The organism is Streptomyces sp. NBC_00873 (genome assembly GCF_045207415.1).
GTDB lineage: Bacteria > Actinomycetota > Actinomycetes > Streptomycetales > Streptomycetaceae > Streptomyces.
On sequence record NZ_CP108803.1, the window covers coordinates 2,090,512 to 2,112,919 of the forward strand.

15 protein-coding genes and 3 pseudogenes are annotated in these 22,408 nt (G+C 70.9%); 8 read left to right on the top strand and 10 right to left on the bottom strand.

What is annotated here, in order from left to right:
- Positions 1-115: 115 nt before the first annotated feature.
- Entirely contained in the window at positions 116-2,269 is a 2,154-nt protein-coding gene (gene glgX / locus OH809_RS09505; RefSeq protein WP_406422829.1) for a glycogen debranching protein GlgX, read from the top strand.
- 97 nt (positions 2,270-2,366) lie between these two features.
- Positions 2,367-4,742, top strand: a complete 2,376-nt coding sequence (gene treY / locus OH809_RS09510) for a malto-oligosyltrehalose synthase (RefSeq protein ID WP_406422828.1) — start codon at positions 2,367-2,369, stop codon at positions 4,740-4,742.
- Positions 4,743-4,784: 42 nt separating this feature from the next.
- Here treY and OH809_RS09515 read toward each other — a convergent pair whose 3' ends face one another.
- Both OH809_RS09515 and OH809_RS09520 read right to left on the bottom strand, forming a co-directional pair.
- Positions 4,785-5,834: a cytochrome P450 gene (locus OH809_RS09515; RefSeq protein ID WP_406422827.1), complete on the bottom strand. Its 1,050-nt coding sequence runs from the start codon at positions 5,832-5,834 to the stop codon at positions 4,785-4,787.
- 190 nt (positions 5,835-6,024) lie between these two features.
- Complete coding sequence (locus OH809_RS09520) at positions 6,025-6,618, bottom strand: DUF1707 and FHA domain-containing protein (RefSeq protein WP_406422826.1); 594 nt, start codon at positions 6,616-6,618, stop codon at positions 6,025-6,027.
- 580 nt (positions 6,619-7,198) lie between these two features.
- On the opposite strand from OH809_RS09520, the gene OH809_RS09525 reads away from it, so the two are divergent.
- Together OH809_RS09525 and OH809_RS09530 are read left to right on the top strand one after the other, a co-directional pair.
- Positions 7,199-7,681, top strand: a complete 483-nt coding sequence (locus tag OH809_RS09525; protein WP_406422825.1) for a helix-turn-helix domain-containing protein — start codon at positions 7,199-7,201, stop codon at positions 7,679-7,681.
- A gap of 235 nt (positions 7,682-7,916) precedes the next feature.
- Entirely contained in the window at positions 7,917-12,446 is a 4,530-nt protein-coding gene (locus OH809_RS09530) for a carboxypeptidase regulatory-like domain-containing protein (RefSeq protein WP_406422824.1), read from the top strand.
- Positions 12,447-12,591: 145 nt separating this feature from the next.
- Here the strand turns inward: OH809_RS09530 and OH809_RS09535 are convergent, their stop codons facing one another.
- Positions 12,592-12,834: a hypothetical protein gene (locus OH809_RS09535; RefSeq protein ID WP_406422823.1), complete on the bottom strand. Its 243-nt coding sequence runs from the start codon at positions 12,832-12,834 to the stop codon at positions 12,592-12,594.
- A gap of 560 nt (positions 12,835-13,394) precedes the next feature.
- Between OH809_RS09535 and OH809_RS09540 the strand changes: the two genes are divergently transcribed.
- Together OH809_RS09540 and OH809_RS09545 are read left to right on the top strand one after the other, a co-directional pair.
- On the top strand, positions 13,395-13,682 hold the full coding sequence (locus OH809_RS09540; protein ID WP_406422822.1) for a hypothetical protein: 288 nt from the start codon (positions 13,395-13,397) through the stop codon (positions 13,680-13,682).
- 324 nt (positions 13,683-14,006) lie between these two features.
- Positions 14,007-14,918, top strand: a complete 912-nt coding sequence (locus OH809_RS09545; RefSeq protein ID WP_406422821.1) for a GNAT family N-acetyltransferase — start codon at positions 14,007-14,009, stop codon at positions 14,916-14,918.
- Here the strand turns inward: OH809_RS09545 and OH809_RS09550 are convergent.
- The 3 pseudogenes from OH809_RS09550 to OH809_RS09560 form a co-directional block, all read right to left on the bottom strand.
- Positions 14,890-15,213, bottom strand: a pseudogene (locus OH809_RS09550) (alpha-L-fucosidase); the annotation flags it as partial. The gene OH809_RS09545 and the pseudogene OH809_RS09550 overlap by 29 nt on opposite strands.
- Positions 15,214-15,690 (bottom strand): annotated as a pseudogene (locus OH809_RS09555) (IS200/IS605 family accessory protein TnpB-related protein); the annotation flags it as partial.
- Position 15,691: 1 nt separating this feature from the next.
- Positions 15,692-15,919 (bottom strand): annotated as a pseudogene (locus OH809_RS09560) (family 1 glycosylhydrolase); the annotation flags it as partial.
- Between the two features lie 157 nt (positions 15,920-16,076).
- Between OH809_RS09560 and treZ the strand changes: the two are divergent.
- Positions 16,077-17,837 (top strand): malto-oligosyltrehalose trehalohydrolase, encoded by a 1,761-nt coding sequence (treZ, locus tag OH809_RS09565; RefSeq protein ID WP_406422820.1) that lies wholly within the window; start codon positions 16,077-16,079, stop codon positions 17,835-17,837.
- Between the two features lie 122 nt (positions 17,838-17,959).
- On the opposite strand, the gene OH809_RS09570 is transcribed toward treZ, so the two are convergent.
- Together OH809_RS09570 and OH809_RS09575 are read right to left on the bottom strand one after the other, a co-directional pair.
- A complete protein-coding gene (locus OH809_RS09570; RefSeq protein WP_406422819.1) occupies positions 17,960-19,087 on the bottom strand; it encodes a M24 family metallopeptidase in 1,128 nt (375 codons plus the stop codon).
- Between the two features lie 70 nt (positions 19,088-19,157).
- On the bottom strand, positions 19,158-19,793 hold the full coding sequence (locus OH809_RS09575; RefSeq protein ID WP_406422818.1) for a nucleoside/nucleotide kinase family protein: 636 nt from the start codon (positions 19,791-19,793) through the stop codon (positions 19,158-19,160).
- A 91-nt stretch (positions 19,794-19,884) separates the two neighbouring features.
- Here OH809_RS09575 and OH809_RS09580 point away from each other — a divergent pair, with 91 nt between their 5' ends.
- Positions 19,885-20,274, top strand: a complete 390-nt coding sequence (locus tag OH809_RS09580; protein WP_345514044.1) for a VOC family protein — start codon at positions 19,885-19,887, stop codon at positions 20,272-20,274.
- 99 nt (positions 20,275-20,373) lie between these two features.
- On the opposite strand, the gene OH809_RS09585 is transcribed toward OH809_RS09580, so the two are convergent.
- Positions 20,374-21,033: a response regulator transcription factor gene (locus tag OH809_RS09585; RefSeq protein ID WP_266980154.1), complete on the bottom strand. Its 660-nt coding sequence runs from the start codon at positions 21,031-21,033 to the stop codon at positions 20,374-20,376.
- Positions 21,021-22,250: a sensor histidine kinase gene (locus OH809_RS09590; RefSeq protein WP_406422817.1), complete on the bottom strand. Its 1,230-nt coding sequence runs from the start codon at positions 22,248-22,250 to the stop codon at positions 21,021-21,023. The genes OH809_RS09585 and OH809_RS09590 overlap by 13 nt, the downstream gene beginning before the upstream one ends.
- Positions 22,251-22,408 lie beyond the last annotated feature (158 nt).

Consider the following 22,408-nt stretch of genomic DNA (forward strand, 5'->3'; position numbering starts at 1 on the left):
CCACGTCCTGGTGCCCCTCCCGGCACTGGGTGCGGGGCACTCTTTCGGGGAAGATCCGGCCGGGTCGGTCCCAAGTGCCCCCAGCGCCCGGACCAGAAGTGGAAGAGTCATATCTATGCAGGTCTGGCCGGGACAGGCGTATCCCCTCGGTGCCACGTACGACGGCGTCGGCACCAACTTCGCGGTCTTCTCCGAGGCCGCCGACCGAATCGAGTTGTGCCTGCTGCACGACGACGGTTCCGAGACGGCGGTGGAGCTGAGAGAGGCCGATGCCTTCGTCCGCCATGCCTATCTGCCCGGGGTGATGCCCGGTCAGCGGTACGGATTCCGGGTGCACGGGCCGTACGAGCCGCAGCGCGGAGCCCGCTGCAACTCGGCGAAACTGCTCCTCGACCCGTACGCGCGGGCGGTCTCCGGGCAGATCCGGTGGGGCGAGGCGGTGTACGGCTATCCGTTCGGCCGGCCCGACGCGCGCAACGATCTGGACTCGGCGCCGCACACCATGAGCTCGGTGGTGGTCAACCCGTACTTCGACTGGGGCGACGACCGGCGCCCCCGTACGGACTACCACCGCACGGTGATCTACGAGGCCCATGTGAAGGGCCTGACGATGCTCCATCCGGGGCTGCCGAAGGAACTGCGCGGTACGTACGCGGCGCTGGCGCATCCGGAGGTCATCGCGCATCTGACGGAGCTCGGGGTCACGGCGATCGAGCTGATGCCGGTGCACCAGTTCGTCCAGGACCATCGGCTGGTGGACGCGGGGCTCGCCAACTACTGGGGCTACAACACCATCGGTTTCTTCGCCCCGCACAACGCGTACGCCTCCCGCGGCGACCGCGGAGAGCAGGTGAGCGAATTCAAGCAGGCCGTACGGGCACTGCACCAGGCGGGCGTCGAGGTCATCCTCGACGTGGTCTACAACCACACCGCGGAGGGCAACCACCTGGGACCGACGCTGTCCTTCCGAGGGCTCGACAACGCCTCGTACTACCGCCTCGCGGATGATCAGCAGTACTACATGGACACCACGGGGACCGGGAACTCGCTGCTGATGAGGTCCCCGCACGTGCTGCAGCTGATCATGGACTCGCTGCGGTACTGGGTGACCGAGATGCATGTGGACGGCTTCCGCTTCGATCTCGCGGCCACGCTGGCCCGGCAGTTCCACGAGGTGGACCGGCTGTCGTCGTTCTTCGACCTGGTGCAGCAGGACCCGGTGGTCAGCCAGGTGAAACTGATCGCCGAGCCGTGGGACGTGGGCGAGGGCGGCTACCAGGTGGGCAACTTCCCGCCGCTGTGGACCGAGTGGAACGGCAAGTACCGGGACACGGTCCGGGACCTGTGGCGGGGCGAGCCGCGGACCCTCGCCGAGTTCGCCGGGCGCCTGACGGGGTCCTCGGACCTGTACCAGGACGACGGCCGGCGCCCGCTCGCCTCGATCAACTTCACCACCTGTCACGACGGCTTCACGCTGCACGACCTGGTCTCGTACAACGACAAGCACAACGACGCGAACGGCGAGGACAACCAGGACGGTGAGAGCCACAACCGGTCGTGGAACTGTGGCGCGGAGGGCGAGACGGACCAGCCGGAGGTGCTGGAGCTGCGCGAACGGCAGATGCGGAACTTCGTCGCCACGCTGATGCTGTCCCAGGGGGTGCCGATGCTGAGTCACGGCGACGAGTTCGCACGGACGCAGCACGGCAACAACAACGCGTACTGCCAGGACAGCGAGCTCTCGTGGGTGCACTGGCCGGAGCCTCGCAAAGCCGGTACGGAGGATGACGAGGGGGACGACCAGGAGTCCCGCAGCAGTCTGCTGGAGTTCACCCGGGCGATGGTCTGGCTCCGCCGCGACCACCCGGTCTTCCGGCGCCGCCGGTTCTTCCACGGGCGGCCGGTGGAGGGCACGCACGACGAGCTGACGGACATCGCCTGGTTCACGCCCGAGGGCAGTGAGATGACACAGCGGGACTGGCAGGCGGCGCATGCCAAGGCGCTGACGGTCTTCCTGAACGGGCACGCCATCTCGGAGCCGGGACCGCGGGGCGAGCGGATCTCCGACGACTCGTTCCTGCTGATGTTCAATGCGAGCGCCGACACGCTGGAATTCGCCGTTCCGGTGAACCATGGCCGGCAGTGGTCGGTGGTGGTCGACACGGCCCGCCCGGACGGGGTGCAGCCGGGAGCGGGCCCGAAGGTGTCTGCGGGTGACCGGGTGAAGCTGGTGGGGCGGAGCATGGCGGTGCTGCAGCGGCCGGCGTAGCCGTCGGGGCAGCACGCCCAGGGAGGCGACCCCTCGTCCGGATGGATCGGCCGGATGCCGTGTCACAGTCGGCTCCAGGCTGGGTACGTACGTTCGCATGACGCCCACCGCCACGTACCGGCTGCAGCTCCAGCCGGACTTCCCGTTCTCGGCCGCCGGGCACGCGGTGCCGTATCTCGCCGCGCTCGGCGTCTCCCATCTGCACCTGTCGCCGGTCCTCGAAGCCGTGCCCGGCTCCAGACACGGCTACGACGTGGTCGACCACAGCCGTGTCCGGGCCGAGCTCGGTGGTGAGGAGGGGCTGCGGCAACTGGCGGCCACGACGCGGGAGCACGGGCTCGGGCTGGTGCTGGACATCGTGCCGAACCACATGGCCGCCGTCCCGCGCCACAACCGGGCCCTGTGGGAGGTACTCCGCGAGGGCCCGGACTCGCCGTACGCCCGCTGGTTCGACATCGACTGGGCGGCGGGCGACGGGCGGGTACTGCTGCCGGTGCTCGCCGGGCGGATCGGCGACGAGATGGAACGGTTCCAGGTGGACGGGGAGGTGCTGCGCCACGGCGAGCAGGCGTTCCCGCTCCGGGCCGGCACCGCCGGTCTTCCGCTGCCGAAGCTGCTGGACGCCCAGCACTACCGGCTCGGCTGGTGGCGGCTGGCCCGTACCGAGCAGAACTACCGGCGGTTCTTCACCATCTCGGACCTCATCGGGGTCCGGGTGGAGGACCCCGAGGTGTTCGCGGCCACCCACGGCAAGATCCTCGAACTGGTCCGGGACGGTGTCGTCGACGGACTGCGCATCGACCACCCCGACGGGCTCGCCGACCCCGCCGGCTATCTGGAGCGGCTCGACGAGGCGACCGGCGGGCGGTGGACGGTCGTGGAGAAGATCCTCACCGGTACCGAGCCGCTGCCCGCGGGCTGGGCCGTCGCGGGGACGACGGGGTACGACGCGCTGCACCGGATCGACGGGCTGTTCACCGATCCGACGGGCGCCACCGAGCTGCTCGGCCTGTACCGGGAGTTCGCCGGCCCGGCCGGGGACCGCGGCGGCTACTGGTCGACGACGGTCCGCCGGGCCGCGTACCGGGTGGTGACGCATGAACTGGCCGCGGAGACCGCGCTGCTGACCCGCCTCGCCGTACGCATCTGCACCGAGGACCCCGCACTGCGCGACCACGCCCCGTGGGCGCTGCGCACCGCCGTCGACGAACTGCTCGTCCGTGTCCCGGTCTACCGCCCGTACGTCACGGCGGGTGGGCCCCGCACCGAGGCGGCGGAGGCGGCGCTGCCGGACACGGCCGTACGGGACGCCAGGGCGTTGTTCTCCGTGCCCGAGGAGGCGACGGCCGTCGATGTGGTGCGGGACCTGGCGCTGGGGCGGCTCGGTGACGGGCCGGACCGGGCGGCATTCTGCGCCCGGTTCGCGCAGACCGCGTCGGCACTGCGGGCCAAGTCGGTCGAGGACACGGCCTTCTACCGGTACGTGCCGCTGATCTCGGCGACCGAGGTGGGCGGAGATCCCGGGTGCCCCGCGGTGGCTCCGGAGGAGTTCCACGCCTTCTGCACCCGGCTGGCGCGCGACTGGCCCGCCACCGGCACCGCGCTGACCACGCACGACACCAAGCGCAGCGCGGATGTGCGGGCCCGGATCGCGGTCCTGTCGGAGTGTCCGCAGCAGTGGTCGGAGCTGCTGACGGAGCTGGCGCGGGCAGCCCCGAATGCGGTCGCGCCCGATCCGCAGCTGGCCTGGCAGGCCTGGCAGACAGCGTTCGGCTGCGTGGGGCTGCCCGCCGATGAGATGGCGGGCCGTCTCGAACCCGCGCTGTTGAAAGCCGTACGGGAAGCGGGCCTGTTCACCAGCTGGACGGAGCCCGATCCGGTCTACGAGCGGGCGGTGTCGGACTTCGTCGCGGCCGGTCCAGCCGCCGGCACCGGGCCGGCGCGGGAGGCGTTGCAGCGGTTTGCGGCTTCCCTCGAACCCTTCACCCGGGCCAACGCGCTCGGCGCGGCCCTGGTGCAGCTGACGATGCCAGGGGTGCCGGACCTGTACCAGGGGACGGAGCAGGAGTACGTGGCACTGGTCGACCCGGACAACCGGCAGCCGTTCCGCCGCCCGCCCGAGGACAGTCCCGTCAGCGAGAAGGCGGCGCTCACGGTGGCGGCACTGCGACTGCGGCGGAATCGGCCGGAGCTCTTCGGCGAGTCGGGGACGTACACCCCGCTGACCGCGCAGGGCCCGGCGGCCACGCACTGTCTGGCCTTCTGCCGCTCCGGTGAGGTCGTCACGGCGGTGACCAGGCTGTCGCTGCGGCTGGCCGGGGCGGGCGGCTGGCGCGGGACGACGCTGGCACTGCCGGGCGACGGGCCGTGGACGGATCTGCTCACGCCGGGACGGGAGTTCCCGGGCGGTCCGGTCGCGGCGGCCACGTTGTTCGCCGAACGACCGGTGGCGCTGCTCCGTGCCTGTCGTTGAACCCGGGGCGGACCAGTCCCGGTGTCGAAGCCCGGCAGCCTCTCAGCCGGGTCGTACGAGGAGGGTCCGCGGGCCGCGGGTGAGCAGTCCGGTACTGGACGGACGGAATCCGTCCGCCCAGCGGAGCCGGGGCATGGCGTCGAGCAGGGCGCGTACCCCCTGTTCGGCCTCCAGCCGCCCGAGCATGACGGCCGGACAGGACTCCGGTCCTGCGGTGTACCTGTCCTGGTCGGTCCGGAAGGGGTCGAAGAGATCGGGGGCGGCGTACCGCTCAGGGTCGCGGCCCGCCGCGCCGATCAGACAGGCGACGGGCGCCCCGGCGGGGAGCGTGCCGCCGCTGACCCGCACCTCGGCGACGGTGCGGCGCAGCACGACCTGCACGGGCGGGTCGCGGCGCAGCGACTCGGTCCAGGCGCGGTGGGCGAGGGCGGGTTCGATACGCAGGGCGGCCAGGAGGTCGGGGTCGTCCAGCAGATTGGCGAGGAAGGAGGCGAGCGCCGTCTCACGGAGCCCGGTCCGGCTGGTGCAGGGGGTGATGGGGTAACCGGGCGGCTGCGCCGGGTCCGGGGAGGCGCCGGGGGCGGCGGCGCCCACGGGCAGCCAGCGGCAGAACTCCTCGACCAGATCGGCCTGCTGCCACCCCGCGATGCGGCGCGCGAGGACGTAGGCGGTTCGTTCGACGCGTTCGGAGAGGTGGCGGGGCGCGGTCCCCGCCGGCCGCGCGATGTCCTGCGGCCGGGGCAGGCAGAGCCTGCTGCCGTGGCAGAGCCCGCGCGGCGCGGGTCCGCCGCGGGGCTCGCCGTCGTGCGGGAAGCCGGTGAACCGTGGGTCGGTGAGGGCGGTCGATACATCGGCGTGCGTGCTGAGCAGCCAGGCGCCGAGGGGGGCGTCGTAGCTGAGCGGGTACTCCTCGCGCAGCACGCGGTAGAGCCGGTACGGATCGTGCGCGGCGCCGGGCGCGAGCAGGCTGGGGCCGGTGCCGGGCCGGGCGGTCCTGTCGGGCCGGCCGGGACGCGCGGTCCGGGCGGCGCGGTGACCGAGGTCCGGCACGGAGGCGGACGGGGGTATGTCGTCGGGCGCGTCGGCCTGCATCCTTGCCCCCGGGGTCGGTGCGCCGCTGTGTGGCGCGGATGAACCAAGGGGACCACTGCGGAGCGCTCGGCGCAGTGGAGGTACGGCCGTTCGGGTGAGGGTGGCCGTCGCTCGCAGCAGCTCCGTGAACGCCGCCGCGGCCCCCGTCAGCTCCAGCCGGGAGAACATCGGGGGTGATCCACGCCCCGGCTCAGGCCGGACGCCCGGGAAGCCCCGGCGTCCCGGGCGGCTTGAGTGCGGGCGCGGACAGCCGGAAGGTGATCCGGCCGAAGCTCACCTGGTCCCCGTCGCGCACCGACACCGCACCGGTCACCCGCTGGCCGTTCACACACGTGCCGTTGGTCGAGCCGAGGTCGCGCAGGATCCAGCGGCCGCCCTGCACGGTGAGTTCGGCATGCTTGCGCGAGACGGTCTCATGGGTGAGCCGCAGTCCGTTCGCCGGATCGCGGCCGATGAACACGGGGTACGGGCTCGGGGCGGGCAGCAGCAGTTTCGGCAGCCGCTCGGCCTGCCAGGCCCTGCGTAGCCGGGCCGGGAACCCGGACACCTCGCCGACCACCCGGAACAGCCCCTGCGTCCAACGGCCTTCGCTCCGCAGGTCGGCGGTGAGTGCCGCCAGCTCCTCCGGGCGGCGGGCGGCCAGGGCCAGTTCCATGCGCCGTACGAACGTGTCGTGGGAGAGCCTGCCCTGCGCGGCGCCTTCTCTGAGCACACCGAGAACACGGTCGCGCTGAGCATCGGACACCCGCGCGGGATACGTGTGGAACTCGAAGGACGACGTCACAGGATCAATTGTCGGGCGACCGCCCCGGAGTGTCCAGAACAACCCCGCTTGCCGCCCGCCTGACCAGCGCGGAACGGACCGGCCGAATATTCGCGGTGGTGTCCGGGGAACGTTGTTACTGTCTGCCGCCGCGTGCCGTGCGGTGCTCACCGCACGGCGGGAGGCGCCCCAAGGAGACTCTGTGACCGCTGCACCTCCCGCCCTGACCGTCCGTCCGCTCACCGGGCCGGACGAACTGGGCGTCTTCTGCCGTCTGTCGTACGTCCTCGACCACAAACTGGCGGTTCCGTCGTAGCGCAGGCGCATCAGCCTGACCCGTTCGCCGTCTGCCAGTTCCGCCTCCACGTAGGCGAAGGCTCCGCGATGGCGGACGTGCAGCCGCCTCAGCTGCGACCAGGCGGTGCGGGCGTGCTCGTCAAGGCGCTGCTCGAGCGAGAGCCGGGTGGACTCCGGGGTGTGGGGATGGCAGCCATTCTGCCCGAGGGGCCAGGGACGGGGTGTGATCTGCCGTCCTCCTGTCAGTGAGCCGTCTGGGGATGTACCCGCCCCATGACAGCCGCCAAGTCACGAAGTACCCCCCATGTCAGCGGCCAGCCATCGACACAGGCCGACCACCACCAGGAACACGCCTCTCCTGATCAACCGTCACTGCCATGCTCCCACTGACACGAAGCCGACAGATCGCACCGGAAGCCCCGACCGATCCTGGCGGCAAGCCCGCACCGCCCTCCGCTTCACCACCCCGCGCGAACCCGTCATCCGCTACATCGACCTGGGCGCGCCGGCCCTGCTGGCCGAGATACCTCAGGACGCCTCACGCGACAACGCCGACGTGGCCGCCGTCGCCCGAATCGCAGGCAACCGAGAAGACATGGAGGTTCTGGACGCCTACTGCGCCACCGGCTCCCTACGCCGAGCCGCCGACCTTCTCCACCTGCACCACAGCAGCGTCGCCCGCCGACTCGAACCGACCGCAAAGACCCTGGGCATCGAACTGACCGAGCCCACAGGGCTGATGCGGGCCAGGCTCGCCCTCACCGCGTGGGGGCTGCTCAGCGACTGAGGCAGATGAGTCCGGGCTCTGGCCCCACGCATGTCCGGAAATCACTCTATTCAGCAGACCTTACGTTCTCTTTACTGTTGTGGACACGTCACACGTCACCCGGGACCGACCCGGACGACGAGTACGAACCCCTGTAGCGCAAACCCCAGGGTGGTCTGAGACATCCTTGGTTTGCCTCGCAAGGAGGTAATGTCCCATGCGACTTACTCGACGAAGAACGCTACGAGCGGGACTGGTGGCATTCCTGGCCATGTTGGCCCTGCTCGTCGGTGGCCTACCAGCCACGGCGAAGCCCGCCGACACGGTGCCCGCCGCACCCGCAGCCCGGCCGGCCGCGAAGGCAGAGGTACGCGACGCGGCGCAACACGACCTCTCCCCAAAGCTGCGTGACATCTCCGCGAAGCCTGGCGGTACCAAGCGCAGCAGCGCCAAGCCCTCCGTGCAGCCGGCCCGTTCGCTGGAGCGCGCCGCCGTCAACCCGTCCGCGAAGGAGGGCAGCAGCCAGGTCCAGCGTGGCTTCACCGCCAGCCAAGTACCCGAGTTCAAGGCGAACTTCGAGGGCGTCGGCAACGTCGACGGGGTGCTTCCGCCGGACACCAACGGCGATGTCGGCCCCAACCACTACGTCCAGATGGTCAACCTCCACTACGCCGTCTTCGACAAGAGCGGCAACAAGCTGCTCGGGCCACTGCCGGGCAATGCGGTCTTCGCCGGCTTCGGCGGACCGTGCGAGACCAGGAACGACGGCGACCCGGTGGTCCTCTACGACGAGACCGCCGATCGTTGGATGATCACCCAGTTCGCCCTGCCGGGCGGATCCGCCGGCAACCACCAGTGCATGGCGATCTCGCAGACCCCGGACCCGACCGGGGCCTTCTACCGGTACGACTTCCTCTACCACCAGACCCGGATGAACGACTACCCGAAGTACGGGATCTGGCCGGACGCCTACTACATGACCACCAACGAGTTCGCGCCGTCCTTCGTCGGCGCCGGAGCGGTGGCCTTCGAGCGGGAGAAGATGCTCGCCGGCCAGCCGGCCCGGATGGTGTACTTCCACCTCGGTCCGGACTTCGGCGGCCTGCTGCCCGCCGACGCGGAGGGTCAGGCGCCGCCGGCCGGGGCACCCAACCCGTTCTCCATGTTCGACGACGACGCGTGGGGCACCTCGCCCACCGACCGGCTGCTGATGTGGGACTTCCACGTCGACTGGACCAACCCGGCGAACTCCACCTTCGGCAACAACCTGGCCCCGAACCGGTCCCTGGAGACCGCGCCGTTCGACTCGAACATGTGCAACGGCGCCCGGTCCTGCATCCCGCAGCAGGGCACCTCGGCGCGGCTGGACGCGATCGCCGACCGGTTGATGTACCGGGCGGCCTACCGCAACTTCGGCGACCACGCCTCCATGGTGCTCAACCACACCGTGGATGTCGGCGGCGACCACGCCGGCGTACGGTGGTACGAACTGCGCAGCAACTCGCCCACCGATTGGGCTATCCATCAGCAGGGCACCTATGCGCCGGACGGCGACAACCGGTGGATGGCCAGCGCGGCCATGGACGTCACCGGCAACATGGCCATCGGCTACTCGTCATCGGGCAGCACGTCCTTCCCGTCGATCCGGGTGGCCGGGCGACTCTCCGGTGACCCGCTAGGCGAACTGGGGCAGAGCGAGCGGACCCTGATCGCCGGGACCGGCGCACAGACCCACTCGGCGGCCCGCTGGGGCGACTACAGCTCGATGTCGGTGGACCCGACGGACGGCTGCACGTTCTGGTTCACCTCCGAGTACATGTCCCAGACCAGCTCCGCCAACTGGCAGACCCGCATCGGCGCGATGAAGTTCCCCAACTGCGTGAACGGCCCGCGGGGTGAGGTGACCGGCAAGGTCACCAAGTCCGGTGGCGGAGCGATCGCCGGTGCGACGGTACGCGTCGGCGGTAGCGGCACCGTCACCGACGACCAGGGCGGGTACAAGCTGACCCTGCCGACCGGTCAGCACGAGGCGACCGCTTCGGCATTCGGCTACGCGTCGAAGTCCGAGACGGTGACCGTGCCGGACGGTGGCGCGGTGACGGCGAACTTCGCACTCGACCCGGTTCCGCTGCGCAAGGTCAGCGGCGTGGTGAAGGACGGCTCCGGGCACGGCTGGCCGCTCTACGCGCGCATCGACGTGGCCGGCAAGCCAGGCGGCCCGGTCTTCACCGACCCGGCGACCGGCGCGTACAGCGTCGATCTGCCGCAGGGGGGCGAGTACGGCCTGACGGTCAAGGCGATGTACCCGTCTTACCAGCAAGGCACGGCACAAGTCACGGTCAGTGACAGCAACCTGGTGCGGAACTTCGACCTGGCGGTCGAGACCTCCTGCGTCGCCACCGGGTACAAGACCGGCTACGGCGAACCGGTCGTCACCGAGCAGTTCGAGTCCGGGGACACGCCGGCCGGCTGGAGCGTGGTGAACACCACCCCCAACGGCGGCTGGGACTTCACCGACCCGAAGAACCGGGGCAACCTCACCGGCGGCAGCGGCAAGTACGCCATCGCGGACAGCGACAACGCCGGTTCCGGCAAGCCGATGGACACCGCGCTGATCACCCCGGCGATGGACCTGTCCGCCGTACCGGCACCGGTGCTGCGGTTCAACAGCGACTACCGGGCGCTCGGCGGGTTCGCCGACGTCGACGTGAGCGTGGACGACGGCACGACCTGGAAGAACGTGACGCGCTGGACCAGCACCAGCCGGCGTGGTCCGGTGCTGGAGGAGATCCCGGTGCCGCAGGCGGCCGGGAAGTCCGACGTGCGGATCCGGTTCCACTACCAGGCCACCTACGCATGGTGGTGGGAGCTGGACAACGTGTCGATCCTCAACCGGACCTGCGACCCGATCCCGGGTGGCCTCGTGGTCGGCCGGGTGCTGGACGGCAACACCGGCGCCGGGCTCAACGATGCGACAGTGACCAGCGAGGACAAGCCGGCGGAGAAGGCGGTGACCGGACCGACTCCGGACGACGCCAAACTCGGCGACGGCTTCTACTGGATGTTCTCGACCCTGACCGGAAACCACCCGTTCACCGGGGCGAAAAAACAGTACAAATCGATCACGTCCACGGTAGATGTGGCGGCTGACCGGGCCACGCGGGAGGACTTCGCGCTCAAGGCGGGCCGGCTGACCATCACCCCGCCATCGGTGGAGAGCAGCCTGACGCTGGGCCAGGCCAAGACGGCGACGACGACGATCCGCAACGACGGCACCGCACCGGCCACGTTTGAGCTGAACGAGCGGGCCGGCAACTTCGACATCCTCGGTACGCGTGGCGCGCGCCTGCAGAACATCCGGGTCAAGGGGGGCGGCGTATCGCCCGCCTGGCGGGGCGACAGCCAGCCCGGTGACGTCCTGGAGCCGACCCCGTACGCGCCGCCGTGGATCAACACGGCCAACTACCCGATCAAGGTCATGGACAACGCCGTGGCCGCGTACGACGGAAAGGTGTACTCGGTTGGCGGAACCGACGGCGCCGCCAACCTCGCCAACAGCTACGTGTACGACCCGGCGGCGAACACCTGGACGAAGATCGCCGACATGCCGGCGGCCCTGGAGAAGCCGGCAGCGACGTTCGTCGACGGCAAGCTCTACGTCTTCGGTGGCTGGGACCCGGCGGGCAACACGTCGGCAAAGGTCTACGCCTACGACCCCGGTACCAACGCGTGGGAGACCCGGGCCGGCACCAACCCGGCCCCGCGGGCCGCGCCCGGCATCGGGGTGGTCGACGGCCAGATCTACCTGGTCGGCGGCTGCGTGGACGGAAGCTGCAACAAGTCCAATGTGACCGTCCGGTACAACCCGGGGGCCGACACGTTCACCACGGTCGCCGCGTACCCGGTCGCGGTGGCGTGGCAGGGCTGCGGCGGGATCGACGGCACGCTCTACTGCGCCGGCGGCAACGGGCCGACGACGCTGAAGAGTACGTACGCCTACAACCCGGGCGCGAACGCCTGGACCCAGATGGCCGACCTGCCGGTCGACCTCTGGGGGGCGGCCGCGGACACCGCGAACGGCCTGCTGTTGGTCTCCACCGGTGTCATCAACAACTCCGCCACGGTCACCAACCAGGGCTGGGCGTACGACCCGGCTGCCAACTCCTGGTCGGCGCTGCCCAACGCCAACTTCGCCCGCTACCGGGCGGGTGCGGCGTGCGGGTTCGTCAAGGTCGGTGGCTCGACCGGCGGCTTCACCCCGACGCCGGACAGCGAGCTGCTGCCCGGTTTCGACCAGTGCGCCACTGTCACCGACGTACCGTGGCTGTCCGCGTCCCCGACCTCGGCGACGCTGCAGCCCGGGCAGAGCATCACGGTGAACGTGACGTTTGAGGCCTCCACAGCGGCGGGCGTGCAACAGCCCGGCAAATACACCGCCCAGCTCGGCATCAAGTCGGACACCCCGCCCGTGGCACCGATCGACGTGACGATGACCGTGCAGCCGCCCAAGGACTGGGGCAAGGCGACGGGCGTCGTCACCGGCGTCGACTGCCGTGACAACGGCACCACGCTGCGCGGGGCGACCGTCCAGATCAACGGCAAGAAGAACTGGACCCACACTCTGAAGACCGATTCGGATGGCCGGTACACCATCTGGGCTCCGAAGGACAACCCGGTCGAGATCATCGCGGCCCGGGACGGCTGGAAGCCGCAATCCAGACTGGTGAACCTCAAGGCGGGCGAGGCGGTGACCGATTTCGCCCTCCGCCCCGACACCGCTTGCTGAGCGGAACCTGATCCACCGGGCCCGCGCCGTTCACCGGCGCGGGCCCGGCCCGTCTCCATCGAAAATTGATGGATGTCACCAAGTGGTCTGTGCTCGAAGTCCTTCGGGGGTTGACGCGGGAGCCGACGTTGTGTGTGTCGCCCGGTCAGAGGCCGGGTGCGGCGAGGTGGAGCCGGCAAGCGCAGTCGAGGGCGTCTTCGGGGGTGCCGGCGAAGCCGCCGGTGGGCAGGGAGTCTTCGTAGCGGTCGCTGCTGGCGTAGTGGAGGGCAAAGCCCCACCTGCTGGCGGTTCCGTCGTAGCGCAGGCGCATCAGCCTGGCCCGTTCGCCGTCTGCCAGTTCCGCCTCCACGTAGGCGAAGGCTCCGCGATGGGCCGTCGAGCGGTCCACTGCTGGCCGCCGCCGTTCCCCGTGAGTCCCCGCCCGATCTGGCGCGGTTGTGGCACGGAAAACACTTGATCCGTAGCTCCGGCGAGATCGGTCAGCGATGGCCATATCGGCCGCTGTGAGGCCCCCGAAGGAGCCTCGGCGCGCACTGGCTGAGGACGCGGACTCGCGCCCGCACGACCAGCCGGACGCGGCGCTCAGCATGCTGGACTACCGGCCGCCGCTACGTCTGCGGCGCACCCGCGACACAGTCCAGATCCCGACCCCGATGATTGGGAACACGATCAACGACATCCTCACAATGGCGATGATCCCCATGAAGAGGAACGTGACCAGCAACTCCCATATCGAGGGGTCCGGTTCCATACCCTGCCTCCATCCCACCCCCACAACAACTCGGACCGAAAAGTAATAGCACCTCCGCTGCCAGCAGCGGACGGAACGGCAGCTGTGACAGGTCGAACACGCTGACAGGGCCGTCCACCCGGCAGACCAGCGACGAACCCGGCCCGGGCCGCAGCATGGGACTCCCGTGCCGTTACCTGCACACCCATGGACCTAGTTTGTGCGGAACCTGCACTCCGCCGTCGGCCGAGCAGACCGTCTCCGCGGCCCGCGAACAGGCCCGCAACATGGTGCGGGCCGCCAGGGCACAGGCCGAGGCGATCCTGCAGCAGATGTGGGAACAGGACAATCAGGCAGCCGACGGCGACCAAGAAGAGACCGAGCGGCTCATATCCTACCTGCGGCAGATCGCGCAGTCACTGACCGTCACCGCGGAACAGTACGCCACCAAACACACCCACACCCCCTCGCCCCCGTCCACTACCGCCACCCCGCACGGCACCTGACCGGCACACTCAAACCCGGTCTGCCGCCCAGCACGGGGCGCCCACCCAACGGAGAGTTCGGAGCTCCTGCGGATCGTATTTCCGTCACGCCGTTACCGAGTCCCGTCGCACGGTCATGACCGGTAAGGCAACGGCTTCTGACGCTAATCCGGTGGACGGGCCACCGCAGGGCCCGTTACGGTGGCCATCCGCCCGAAGACCGAGGAAGGAGGCGAGAACAGTGCGTACGTGTGCCACTTCATTCCCGCGCTCCCGTCCCGTTCGCCGGGCGGTTTCGGTTTCGGTCTGACCGGGAGCGCATCGCTTCTTCCGGAGGACTCTTCCATGACCGATCTGGTCATCCGCGCGCTCACCGAGAGCGACGCACAGCTTTTCCGCACCCTGCCCGACTGCGGTCTCGTCGGCCGCGCCGCCTTCGGGCACAGCTATGCCACCGTGCGCGAGGGTGGTGAGTACCGCCCCGAGTGGACCTGGATCGCCGAGCGCGACGGTGTCGTGGTGGCCAGGGCCGCCTGGTGGTCGGGGCCCGAGGACACCGCACCCGTGACGCTCAACTGGTTCGACTTCGCCGACGGCGAGGACGAGGCGGGCACCGAACTGCTGCGGCAGTCACCGCTGTACGCCGAGTACGAGCTGATCCTGCCCGCCGGCTGGCGGGACCGGCCCGACGTTGCGGCCGCCGCCGAGGCCAGGATCGCCGCCGCCCGCGCGGCCGGGATGAAGCCGCTGGTCGAACGGTACCGGTACCAGTGGACGCCGGAGTGCGGGCTGCCCGAGCGGCCCGGCCGGCTCACCTTCCGGCCGGAGCCGGACGACGCGGTGATCCTCGACGTGCTGCGCCGGATCCACTCCGTCACGCTGGACGCGCACGCCCGCCGGGCCATCGAGGGACCCGGCGGACTGGAGCAGGCGGCACAGGAGGAACTCGACTTCTTCCGCTGGTGCCCCTCACCGCGCTCCTGGTGGCAGCTGGCGTACACGCCCGAGGGCGAGGTGGCCGGACTCCATGTGCCCGCCCGTAACCCGGGCGGTCCGTGCATCGGCTTCATCGGGGTCGTACCCGAGCAGCGGGGCCACGGCTACGGGTACGACCTGCTCGTCGAGTGCACGCACTTCCTGGCCGCCGAGGGCGCCGAGTTCATCGCGGGCGCCACCGATCAGGGCAATGTGCCGATGGCGGCCGCGTTCGCCCGGGCGGGCCATCCGGTCAGCCAGGAACGCATCCATCTGGTGTGAGGTTCGGGGTGAGCTCCGCCAGCCAGTCCAGGCGGAGCTGCTGCTCGGCGGGGATGGTCGCATCCTCGCCGCGCGGCCCCACATTGAGCAGCAGGTTGCCGCCCGCGGCCGCGGTCTCCGTGACCAGTGAGGTCAGCGCGGGGCGGCTGAGGAAGGCGTCGGGTGAGGAGTTCCGGTTGTAGCCGAAGCTGTGGTCGATGCCCCGGGTGATCTCGTACGGGTCCGGGCCGGTGTAGCGGGCGAACTCGGGGGTGCGGAAGTCGTAGTACGGGGGCTTGCGCGGCACGAACCGTTCCTAACCAGTGTGCGTAAGTGAGTCTTGGACCCACTGCTGCGTACTGGGCGCATCCCGAACGGTGTTGGATGCGCTGGGTTCCCGCGTTCGCTTCCCACTCGTCGACGGCCCTCCAGGGGGCCGGTCCGTTGTGGGTGGGCGGGTTCCCTCACGCCCCCGGTCACCTGGTCCGGCCTGGAGGGTCCGATGCCCCGCACGATCACTCCGGTCGTGTGGGGGCGGTGCCGTCCTTCCCCAAGCTCTCAACTCCGTTCGAGCAGGGGATACCCCATCCCGGATCGGGTGTCCGAGGGCGCGTCGTCCGATCGCGATACCGGCGGCATCGTGACGGGACATGGTGCGGTGCGGGGTGACCAGTGGCTTCTGCCAGTGCTGGGCACCCCACATGCTGGTGTAGGCGGGGTCGACCGCGACGATCGCGAGACCCTGCGCGGCGGCCATGGAGACGAGCCGGGCCTTGAACTTGCCGGTCGGGAGGGAAGGCGTCGGCGCCGAGGCCGGCCAGCAGGGCGACGTCCTCGCGGTAGTGCTCGTGGAAGCCGGTGCCGCGGGTGGTGTCGGTGCCGTCCTTGATCCGTCCCGGCTGGGCGGCGAAGTCGTCCCAGCCGGAAGGGCCCTTGCCGTCGGTGTCGGCTGCTCCTTCGGTCTGGAAGGCGGAGGCGGAGGCACCCCAGAGGAATCCCGGCGGGAACGTCGGCACGGTCATCTCGGCCTCCAGCAGCCGTACGAATGAGCAGAACCTGGCAGGGCAATGATCAGAACCAGACCTTAATCGCCAGTAACGGGCTCGATCCAGTGTCGTGGGCCGGTGATCCCTACTTCTGCCGACCATGGGGCCGGAACGAGAAGACGAGGAGCGACGCATGCTGTTCGAGGTATGGGCACCGGAGGCGGATTCGGTCGGTCTGCGGCTGGCGGGTGAGCTGCGGGCGATGGAGCGCGACCCGGCACGGACGGGCTGGTGGACGGCCGAGGCGGAGGCCGCGGACGGGGACCGGTACGGCTTCGTCCTCGACGACGGCCCCGTGCTGCCCGATCCGCGCTCGCGCCGCCAGCCGGACGGTCCGGACGGCGAGAGCGCCGTCCTCGACCAGGAGGCGTACGCCTGGCGCACCGAGTGGGCGGGCAGGGGGCTGCCGGGCGCCGTCCTGTACGAACTGCACGTCGGCACGTACACCGAGGAGGGCACCTTCGACGCCGCCGCGGCGCGGCTGCCGCACCTCGCCGAGCTGGGCGTCACCCATGTGTCGCTGATGCCCGTCTGCCCGTTCCCCGGCACGCACGGGTGGGGTTACGAAGGGGTGTCGCTGTGGGCCGTGCACGAACCGTACGGTGGCCCCGACGAGCTGAAGCGCTTTGTCGACACGGCGCACGGGCTCGGTCTTGCGGTGGTCCTCGACGTGGTCCACAACCACCTGGGACCGTCCGGCAACCACCTGCCCGCCTTCGGCCCGTACTTCACCGAGACCCACCACACGCCGTGGGGCGCCGCGGTCAACCTCGACGCCCCGGGATCGGACGAGGTCCGCGCGTACCTGCTGGGCAGCGCGCTCGGCTGGCTGCGCGACTACCGGCTCGACGGACTGCGGCTCGACGCGGTCCACGCCCTCGCCGACACCCGGGCGCTGACCTTCCTGGAGGAGCTGTCCGCGGCGGTCGACGCGCTCGCCGCGGAGCTCGGCCGCCCGCTGCCACTGATCGCCGAGTCGGACCTCTGCGACCCGCGTACGACTACGCCGCGCGCGGCGGGCGGCATCGGGCTGCACGCCCAGTGGAACGACGACTTCCACCACGCCCTGCACACGGCGCTGACCGGCGAGTCCCAGGGCTACTACGCCGATTTCGCCGCGGCCCCGCTGACCGCCCTCGCCAAGACGGTGACGAGCGCCTTCTTCCACAACGGCACGTACTCCAGCTTCCGCGGCCGCAGCCACGGCCGCCCCGTCGACATCGCCCGCACCGCGGCCACCCGCTTCGTCGGCTATGCGCAGACCCATGACCAGATCGGCAACCGGGCACTCGGCGACCGGCTCTCCGCCTCCCTCTCCCCCGGGCTGCTGGCCTGCGCGGCGGCGCTCGTGCTGACCGGCCCGTTCACCCCGATGCTGTTCATGGGCGAGGAGTGGGGCGCCCGTACCCCCTGGCAGTTCTTCACCGACCACACCGACCCGGCGCTCGCGGAAGCGGTACGCAGCGGCAGGCGTCGGGAGTTCGCGGCACACGGCTGGGCGGCGGACGACATCCCGGACCCGCAGGACCCGGCCACTCGTGACCGCTCCTGTCTGGACTGGACCGAACCGGAACGCGAACCGCACGCCCGCATCCAGGCCTGGTACCGCGAACTGATCGCACTGCGCCGCGCCATGCCCGACCTGTCCGACCCGGATCTGGCATCGGTGAAGACGGCCTTCGACGAGCAGGCGCGCTGGCTGGCCTATCGCAGGGGCGATCTGCGGATCGCGGTCAACCTCGACGGGAAGCCGGCCACGATCCCGCTCGGCGGCGGACGGAACCGGAACAGCGGGGGCCGGGTGCTGGCCGCCTGGGAGCCGGTGGAGACGCCGGGCGCGGACGGGCTGCTTCATCTGCCGCCGGAGTCGTGCGTGGTGCTGGCCGACGACTGAGGGGCCGCGGAAGCGGGTGGCACCCTCATCGACACCGTCGGAGGGTGCCCGACCGCTGCCGTACGACGTACAGCACCGCTTCCGCGACCGGGAGCCGGGGCTGAGCGCTCCTCCCGGCCGGGCTATTCGACGATCGCCAGCTCGCGCGCGGTGGTGTTGAGCCGACGCCCGCCGTCCTCCGTGACGGTCACGATGTCCTCGATACGGACGCCGAACCGGCCCGGCAGATAGATGCCGGGCTCCACGGAGAAGCACATCCCGGGCACCAGCGGCTGCTCCTCGCCCTCGATCATGTACGGGGGCTCATGGGTGGTGACGCCGATGCCGTGGCCGGTGCGGTGGATGAAGCGCTCGCCGTAGCCGAACTCGGTGATGACGGCGCGGGCCGCCCGGTCGATCTCCTGGCAGGCGACGCCGGGCCGGACCGCGCGGCAGCCGGCCTCCTGCGCCTCCCGCACGATGTCGTGCACCCGCTGCTCCTCGGCGCCGGGTTCGCCGACATGGACCGTGCGCGAGGTGTCGGAGCCGTAGCCGTGCTTGAGGCCGCCGAAGTCCAGCACCACCATGTCGCCGCGCTCGATGGTGCGGTCGCCCGCCTCGTGGTGCGGGTTGGCGCCGTTGGGCCCGGAGCCGACGACGGTGAAGTCGACCTGCGAGTGCCCGAACTGCTTGAGCAGCGCGGCGAGATCGGCGGCGACGTCGGTCTCCTTGCGGCCGGAGAAGCGGACCTTCAGGATCTCCTCGTACGTGGCGTCGGCGGCGGCCCCCGCTGCCGCGAGCCGCTCCAGCTCGGCAGCGTCCTTGACCGCCCGCAGCATCGGCAGGGCCTCGGTGAGGGAGACGTACGAGGTGCCGGGGAGGAACTTCTGCAGCCCGAGCAGGTGCATCGCCCAGGCGTTGTCGCTGATCCCGAACCGGCCGGCCGCGTCGAGCAGCGGGGCGGTCACGGCGTACGGGTCCTTGCCGTCGGTCCAGTCGCGCAGGGTCAGGGCCGGGGAGCCGACAGCCTCCTCGGCGTCCGGTGCCTCCAGGGTGGGGACGACGAGGACCGGGTCCTGGCCCGCCTTGAGGACGAGGAGGGTGAGGCGTTCGGTGTTCACGGGGTGGTAGCCGGTGAGGTGGACGAGGTCCGGGCCCGGTGCGACGAGGACACCCGCGAGCCCCGCCTCGGCGGCGGACTCGGCGGCCCGCTCCATCCTCGCCCGGTAGTCGTCGGCGGTGAACGGCACGGGCTGGTCGGGGCTGGACATGCGGACCTCCTGGCGATGCGACACGGCATACAGCATCCTGCCCGGTGGCGGCAGTCGGCGCGAGTGGGGGTCAGGACGTCGGGCGCAGCCGTACGACGAGGTCGGCGCGGTCCCGGCCACGGTCGACGAGCCGGGCATTGGTTTCGTCGGACCCGGCCACCCAGCGCTCCGCGTACGGCCGGGGCTTGCCGAACCGCACATGGCGGTCGACGAGCCGGCGCACCCGTACGTCCGGGTCGAGGTCCAGGAACCAGACCTCGTCGAGCAGCCCGCGCACCGGCGCCCAGGGGCCGTCGTCATGGAGCAGGTAATTGCCTTCGGTGACGACGAGCGGGATGTGCGGTGGCACGGGAACGGACCCCGCGATCGGCTCCTCCAGGGTGCGGTCGAAGGCGGGAGCGTAGACGGGCCCCTCCTCCCCGGGCGTGCGCAGGCGTCGGAGCAGGGCTGCGTACCCGGCGGCGTCGAACGTGTCGGGGGCGCCCTTGCGGCCGGCCCGGCCCAGCCGGTCCAGCTCGGCCCGGGCCAGGTGGAAGCCGTCCATCGGGACGAGGACGGCGAGCCCGGCCAGCGCCTCGACGAGCTGGGCGGCGAGGGTGGACTTCCCGGCTCCGGGCGGCCCCGCGATGCCGAGTATGCGGCGATGGCCGGGGGCGGCGAGCCGGCGGGCGCGGGCCGACAGTTCGCCGACGTCACTCAGGTGCATGCGGGGCATTGTCCCGGCATGGGCGGCACCCTCGATAGTGTTACGTATAACTCAACCATATGACCCAGCTCCGCATCCCCGAGGAATCGCCATGTCCCACATCGCCCTGGTCACTCTGGTCGTCCGCGACTACGACGAGGCCCTCTCCTTCTACACGGACGCCCTCGGCTTCGAACTCGTCGAGGACACCGACCGCGGGGACGGATCCCGCTGGGTCGTCGTCCGCCCGCGCGGCGCCGCGGCGGGTACGGGGCTGCTGCTGGCCCGCGCCAAGGACGAGGGCCAGAGGGCCTCCGTAGGCGCGCAGACCGGCGGCCGGGTCGGCTTCTTCCTGCACACCGAGGACTTCGCGGCCGACCACGCCCGGATGCTGGCGGCCGGAGTGCGCTTCCTGGAGGAGCCGCGCCACGAACCGTACGGCTCGGTCGCGGTCTTCGAGGACCTGTACGGCAACCGCTGGGACCTGCTCCAGCCCGCGTGAACCGCGGGTTTCCCGCCTCGCGGGAGCGTTGTCAGTGGCCGCTGTTACGTTCAGTGACATGACTGACCGTGCGAAGGGCCGGGCGGCCGGGCGGGGTGTTCAGCGGTTCGCCCGGCCCTCCAGGTACGCGAGTACGGCGAGCACCCGCCGGTGCACCGTGCCGTCGTCCGGTTCCAGACCGAGCTTGGCGAAGATCGAGCCGATGTGCTTGCTCACCGCCCTCTCCGTGACGACGAGTTCGGCGGCGATGGTCCCGTTCGCCTTGCCCTGGGCCATCAGTTCCAGCACCTCGCGTTCGCGCGGGGTGAGGCTCTGCAGGGGTTCGGCGGACGACCTGCGGGTCAGCAGCTGGGTCACGACCTCCGGGTCGAGGGCCGTGCCGCCTGCCGCCACCCGGTCGAGGGCCTCCAGGAACTGGTCGACCCGGCCCACCCGGTCCTTGAGGAGGTAGCCGATGCCCTGGGCGCCCTGGGCAAGCAGCTCGGCGGCGTAGGTCTCCTCGACGTACTGGGACAGGACGAGGATCGGCAGCTCGGGCAGCTCGGCGCGGGCTGCGACGGCCGCGCGCAGTCCCTCGTCCCGGAACGTCGGCGGCAGCCGTACGTCGAGGACGGCGGCGTCCGGCCGGTGCTTCAGCAGGGCGGGAAGGATCTCGGGCCCGGTGGCCGCGTCGGCCACCACCTCGTGGCCCGAACCGGTGAGCAGCAGGATCAGCCCTTCCCGCAGCAACGCGTTGTCCTCGGCGATCACGATCCGCACGGCAGCTCCACTTCGATGTCCGTCGGCCCTCCGGTGGGGCTGCTGATGCGGGTGGTGCCGTCCAGTGCGGCGACCCGCCGCCTGATCCCCACCAGGCCGCTGCCGGCGCGCTCGTCCGCGCCGCCGCGCCCATCGTCCCCGATGACCACACGCAAGGTGCCGGGGGCCCGGCCGATCCGGACGGTGGCGGCCGTCGCGCCACTGTGCTTGCTGATGTTGGTGAGCGCCTCGGCGACCACGAAGTACGCGGCCGCCTCGATGGCGGCCGGGAGCCGCCGCCCGTCCTCGACACCGTCGAGGTCCGCCGTGACGGGTACGGCGACATCGGCGGCCAGCGCCCGTACCGCACCGGCCAGTCCACGGTCCGTCAGCACGGGCGGATGGATGCCGCGGACCACGTGCCGCAGCTCCGCGAGAGCTGCCTCCGCGCCGTCCTGGGCCTCGTCGAGGCGGAGCCGGGCGGTGGCGGGGTCGCGGTCGAGGAGCTGCCTGGCGAGCCCGATGCGCATCGACAGGGCGACGATCCTGGCCTGGGCTCCGTCGTGCAGATCCCTTTCGATGCGGCGCAGTTCGGCGCCGTGCGCCTCGACGGCGCCGGCCCGGCTCTCCGTCAGCTGGGCGATCCGGTCGGCGAGTTCGGCGGAGTGCGACGAGGTCAGCAGCGAACGGGACCAGCTCGCCGACAGGTCCGCGAGCACGGGGTGCCAGCGCAGCACCCAGCCCCGCCGCTCGGGAAGCGGTGTGCCGTACTCGTCGGCGGTGCGCCGGTCCAGGGCGTGGACGACGGTCAGTGCGGCCCCGTCCACGAGGAGTCCGATCGGCCACAGAACCAGGGTGAGATAGCCGAGTCCGTTGCCGATGAGCGTCTGGACCGGCAACCAGAGCGCGTCGCGCCAGGTCGCGGGGTCGGTGAGGACCCGTCGGACCCGCTCGGACAGCTCTCCGCCGTCCAACGGCAGATACTGCGCCGGACGGAACGGGACCCCGAGCCGCGCAGCGGACCGGCGGCGCTCGAAGTCCGCGAAGCGCCGCAGCAGTTTGGCGGCCTCCGGCAGGGCGGGCAGCCCGATGATCACGACGGCGAACATCAGGACGGCGACCACCAGGAACGCGCACAGATAGGCGAGCAGTGCCACCGGGATGCCGATGAGCAGGTAGCGCGAGGCATCCCACGAACGCCGGATGGCGACCGTCAGCGGGGCGGGAGTGGTGCTCATGCCAGGTCACGTTACGGGGGTCCGCCCGGCTGCGGAGTGGGGCCCTCCCCCAGCTCGTGGTGGAGCTGGCTGCACCCCCGGTCCGGGAGCGCGCACTCTCCCCTGCAGCCCCGTTCGCTCCTAGCGTTTATGCAGGTCAGGTGATACGCAAGCAACAG

Bases quoted from the DNA above. Each gene is read 5' to 3' on its own strand.
- glgX (WP_406422829.1), top strand. From the start codon at position 116: ATGCAGGTCTGGCCGGGACAGGCGTATCCCCTCGGTGCCACGTACGAC.
- treY (WP_406422828.1), top strand. From the start codon at position 2,367: ATGACGCCCACCGCCACGTACCGGCTGCAGCTCCAGCCGGACTTCCCG.
- OH809_RS09515 (WP_406422827.1), bottom strand. From the start codon at position 5,834: ATGCAGGCCGACGCGCCCGACGACATACCCCCGTCCGCCTCCGTGCCG.
- OH809_RS09525 (WP_406422825.1), top strand. From the start codon at position 7,199: ATGTCAGCGGCCAGCCATCGACACAGGCCGACCACCACCAGGAACACG.
- OH809_RS09545 (WP_406422821.1), top strand. From the start codon at position 14,007: ATGACCGATCTGGTCATCCGCGCGCTCACCGAGAGCGACGCACAGCTT.
- treZ (WP_406422820.1), top strand. From the start codon at position 16,077: ATGCTGTTCGAGGTATGGGCACCGGAGGCGGATTCGGTCGGTCTGCGG.
- OH809_RS09570 (WP_406422819.1), bottom strand. From the start codon at position 19,087: ATGTCCAGCCCCGACCAGCCCGTGCCGTTCACCGCCGACGACTACCGG.
- OH809_RS09575 (WP_406422818.1), bottom strand. From the start codon at position 19,793: ATGCACCTGAGTGACGTCGGCGAACTGTCGGCCCGCGCCCGCCGGCTC.
- OH809_RS09580 (WP_345514044.1), top strand. From the start codon at position 19,885: ATGTCCCACATCGCCCTGGTCACTCTGGTCGTCCGCGACTACGACGAG.
- OH809_RS09590 (WP_406422817.1), bottom strand. From the start codon at position 22,250: ATGAGCACCACTCCCGCCCCGCTGACGGTCGCCATCCGGCGTTCGTGG.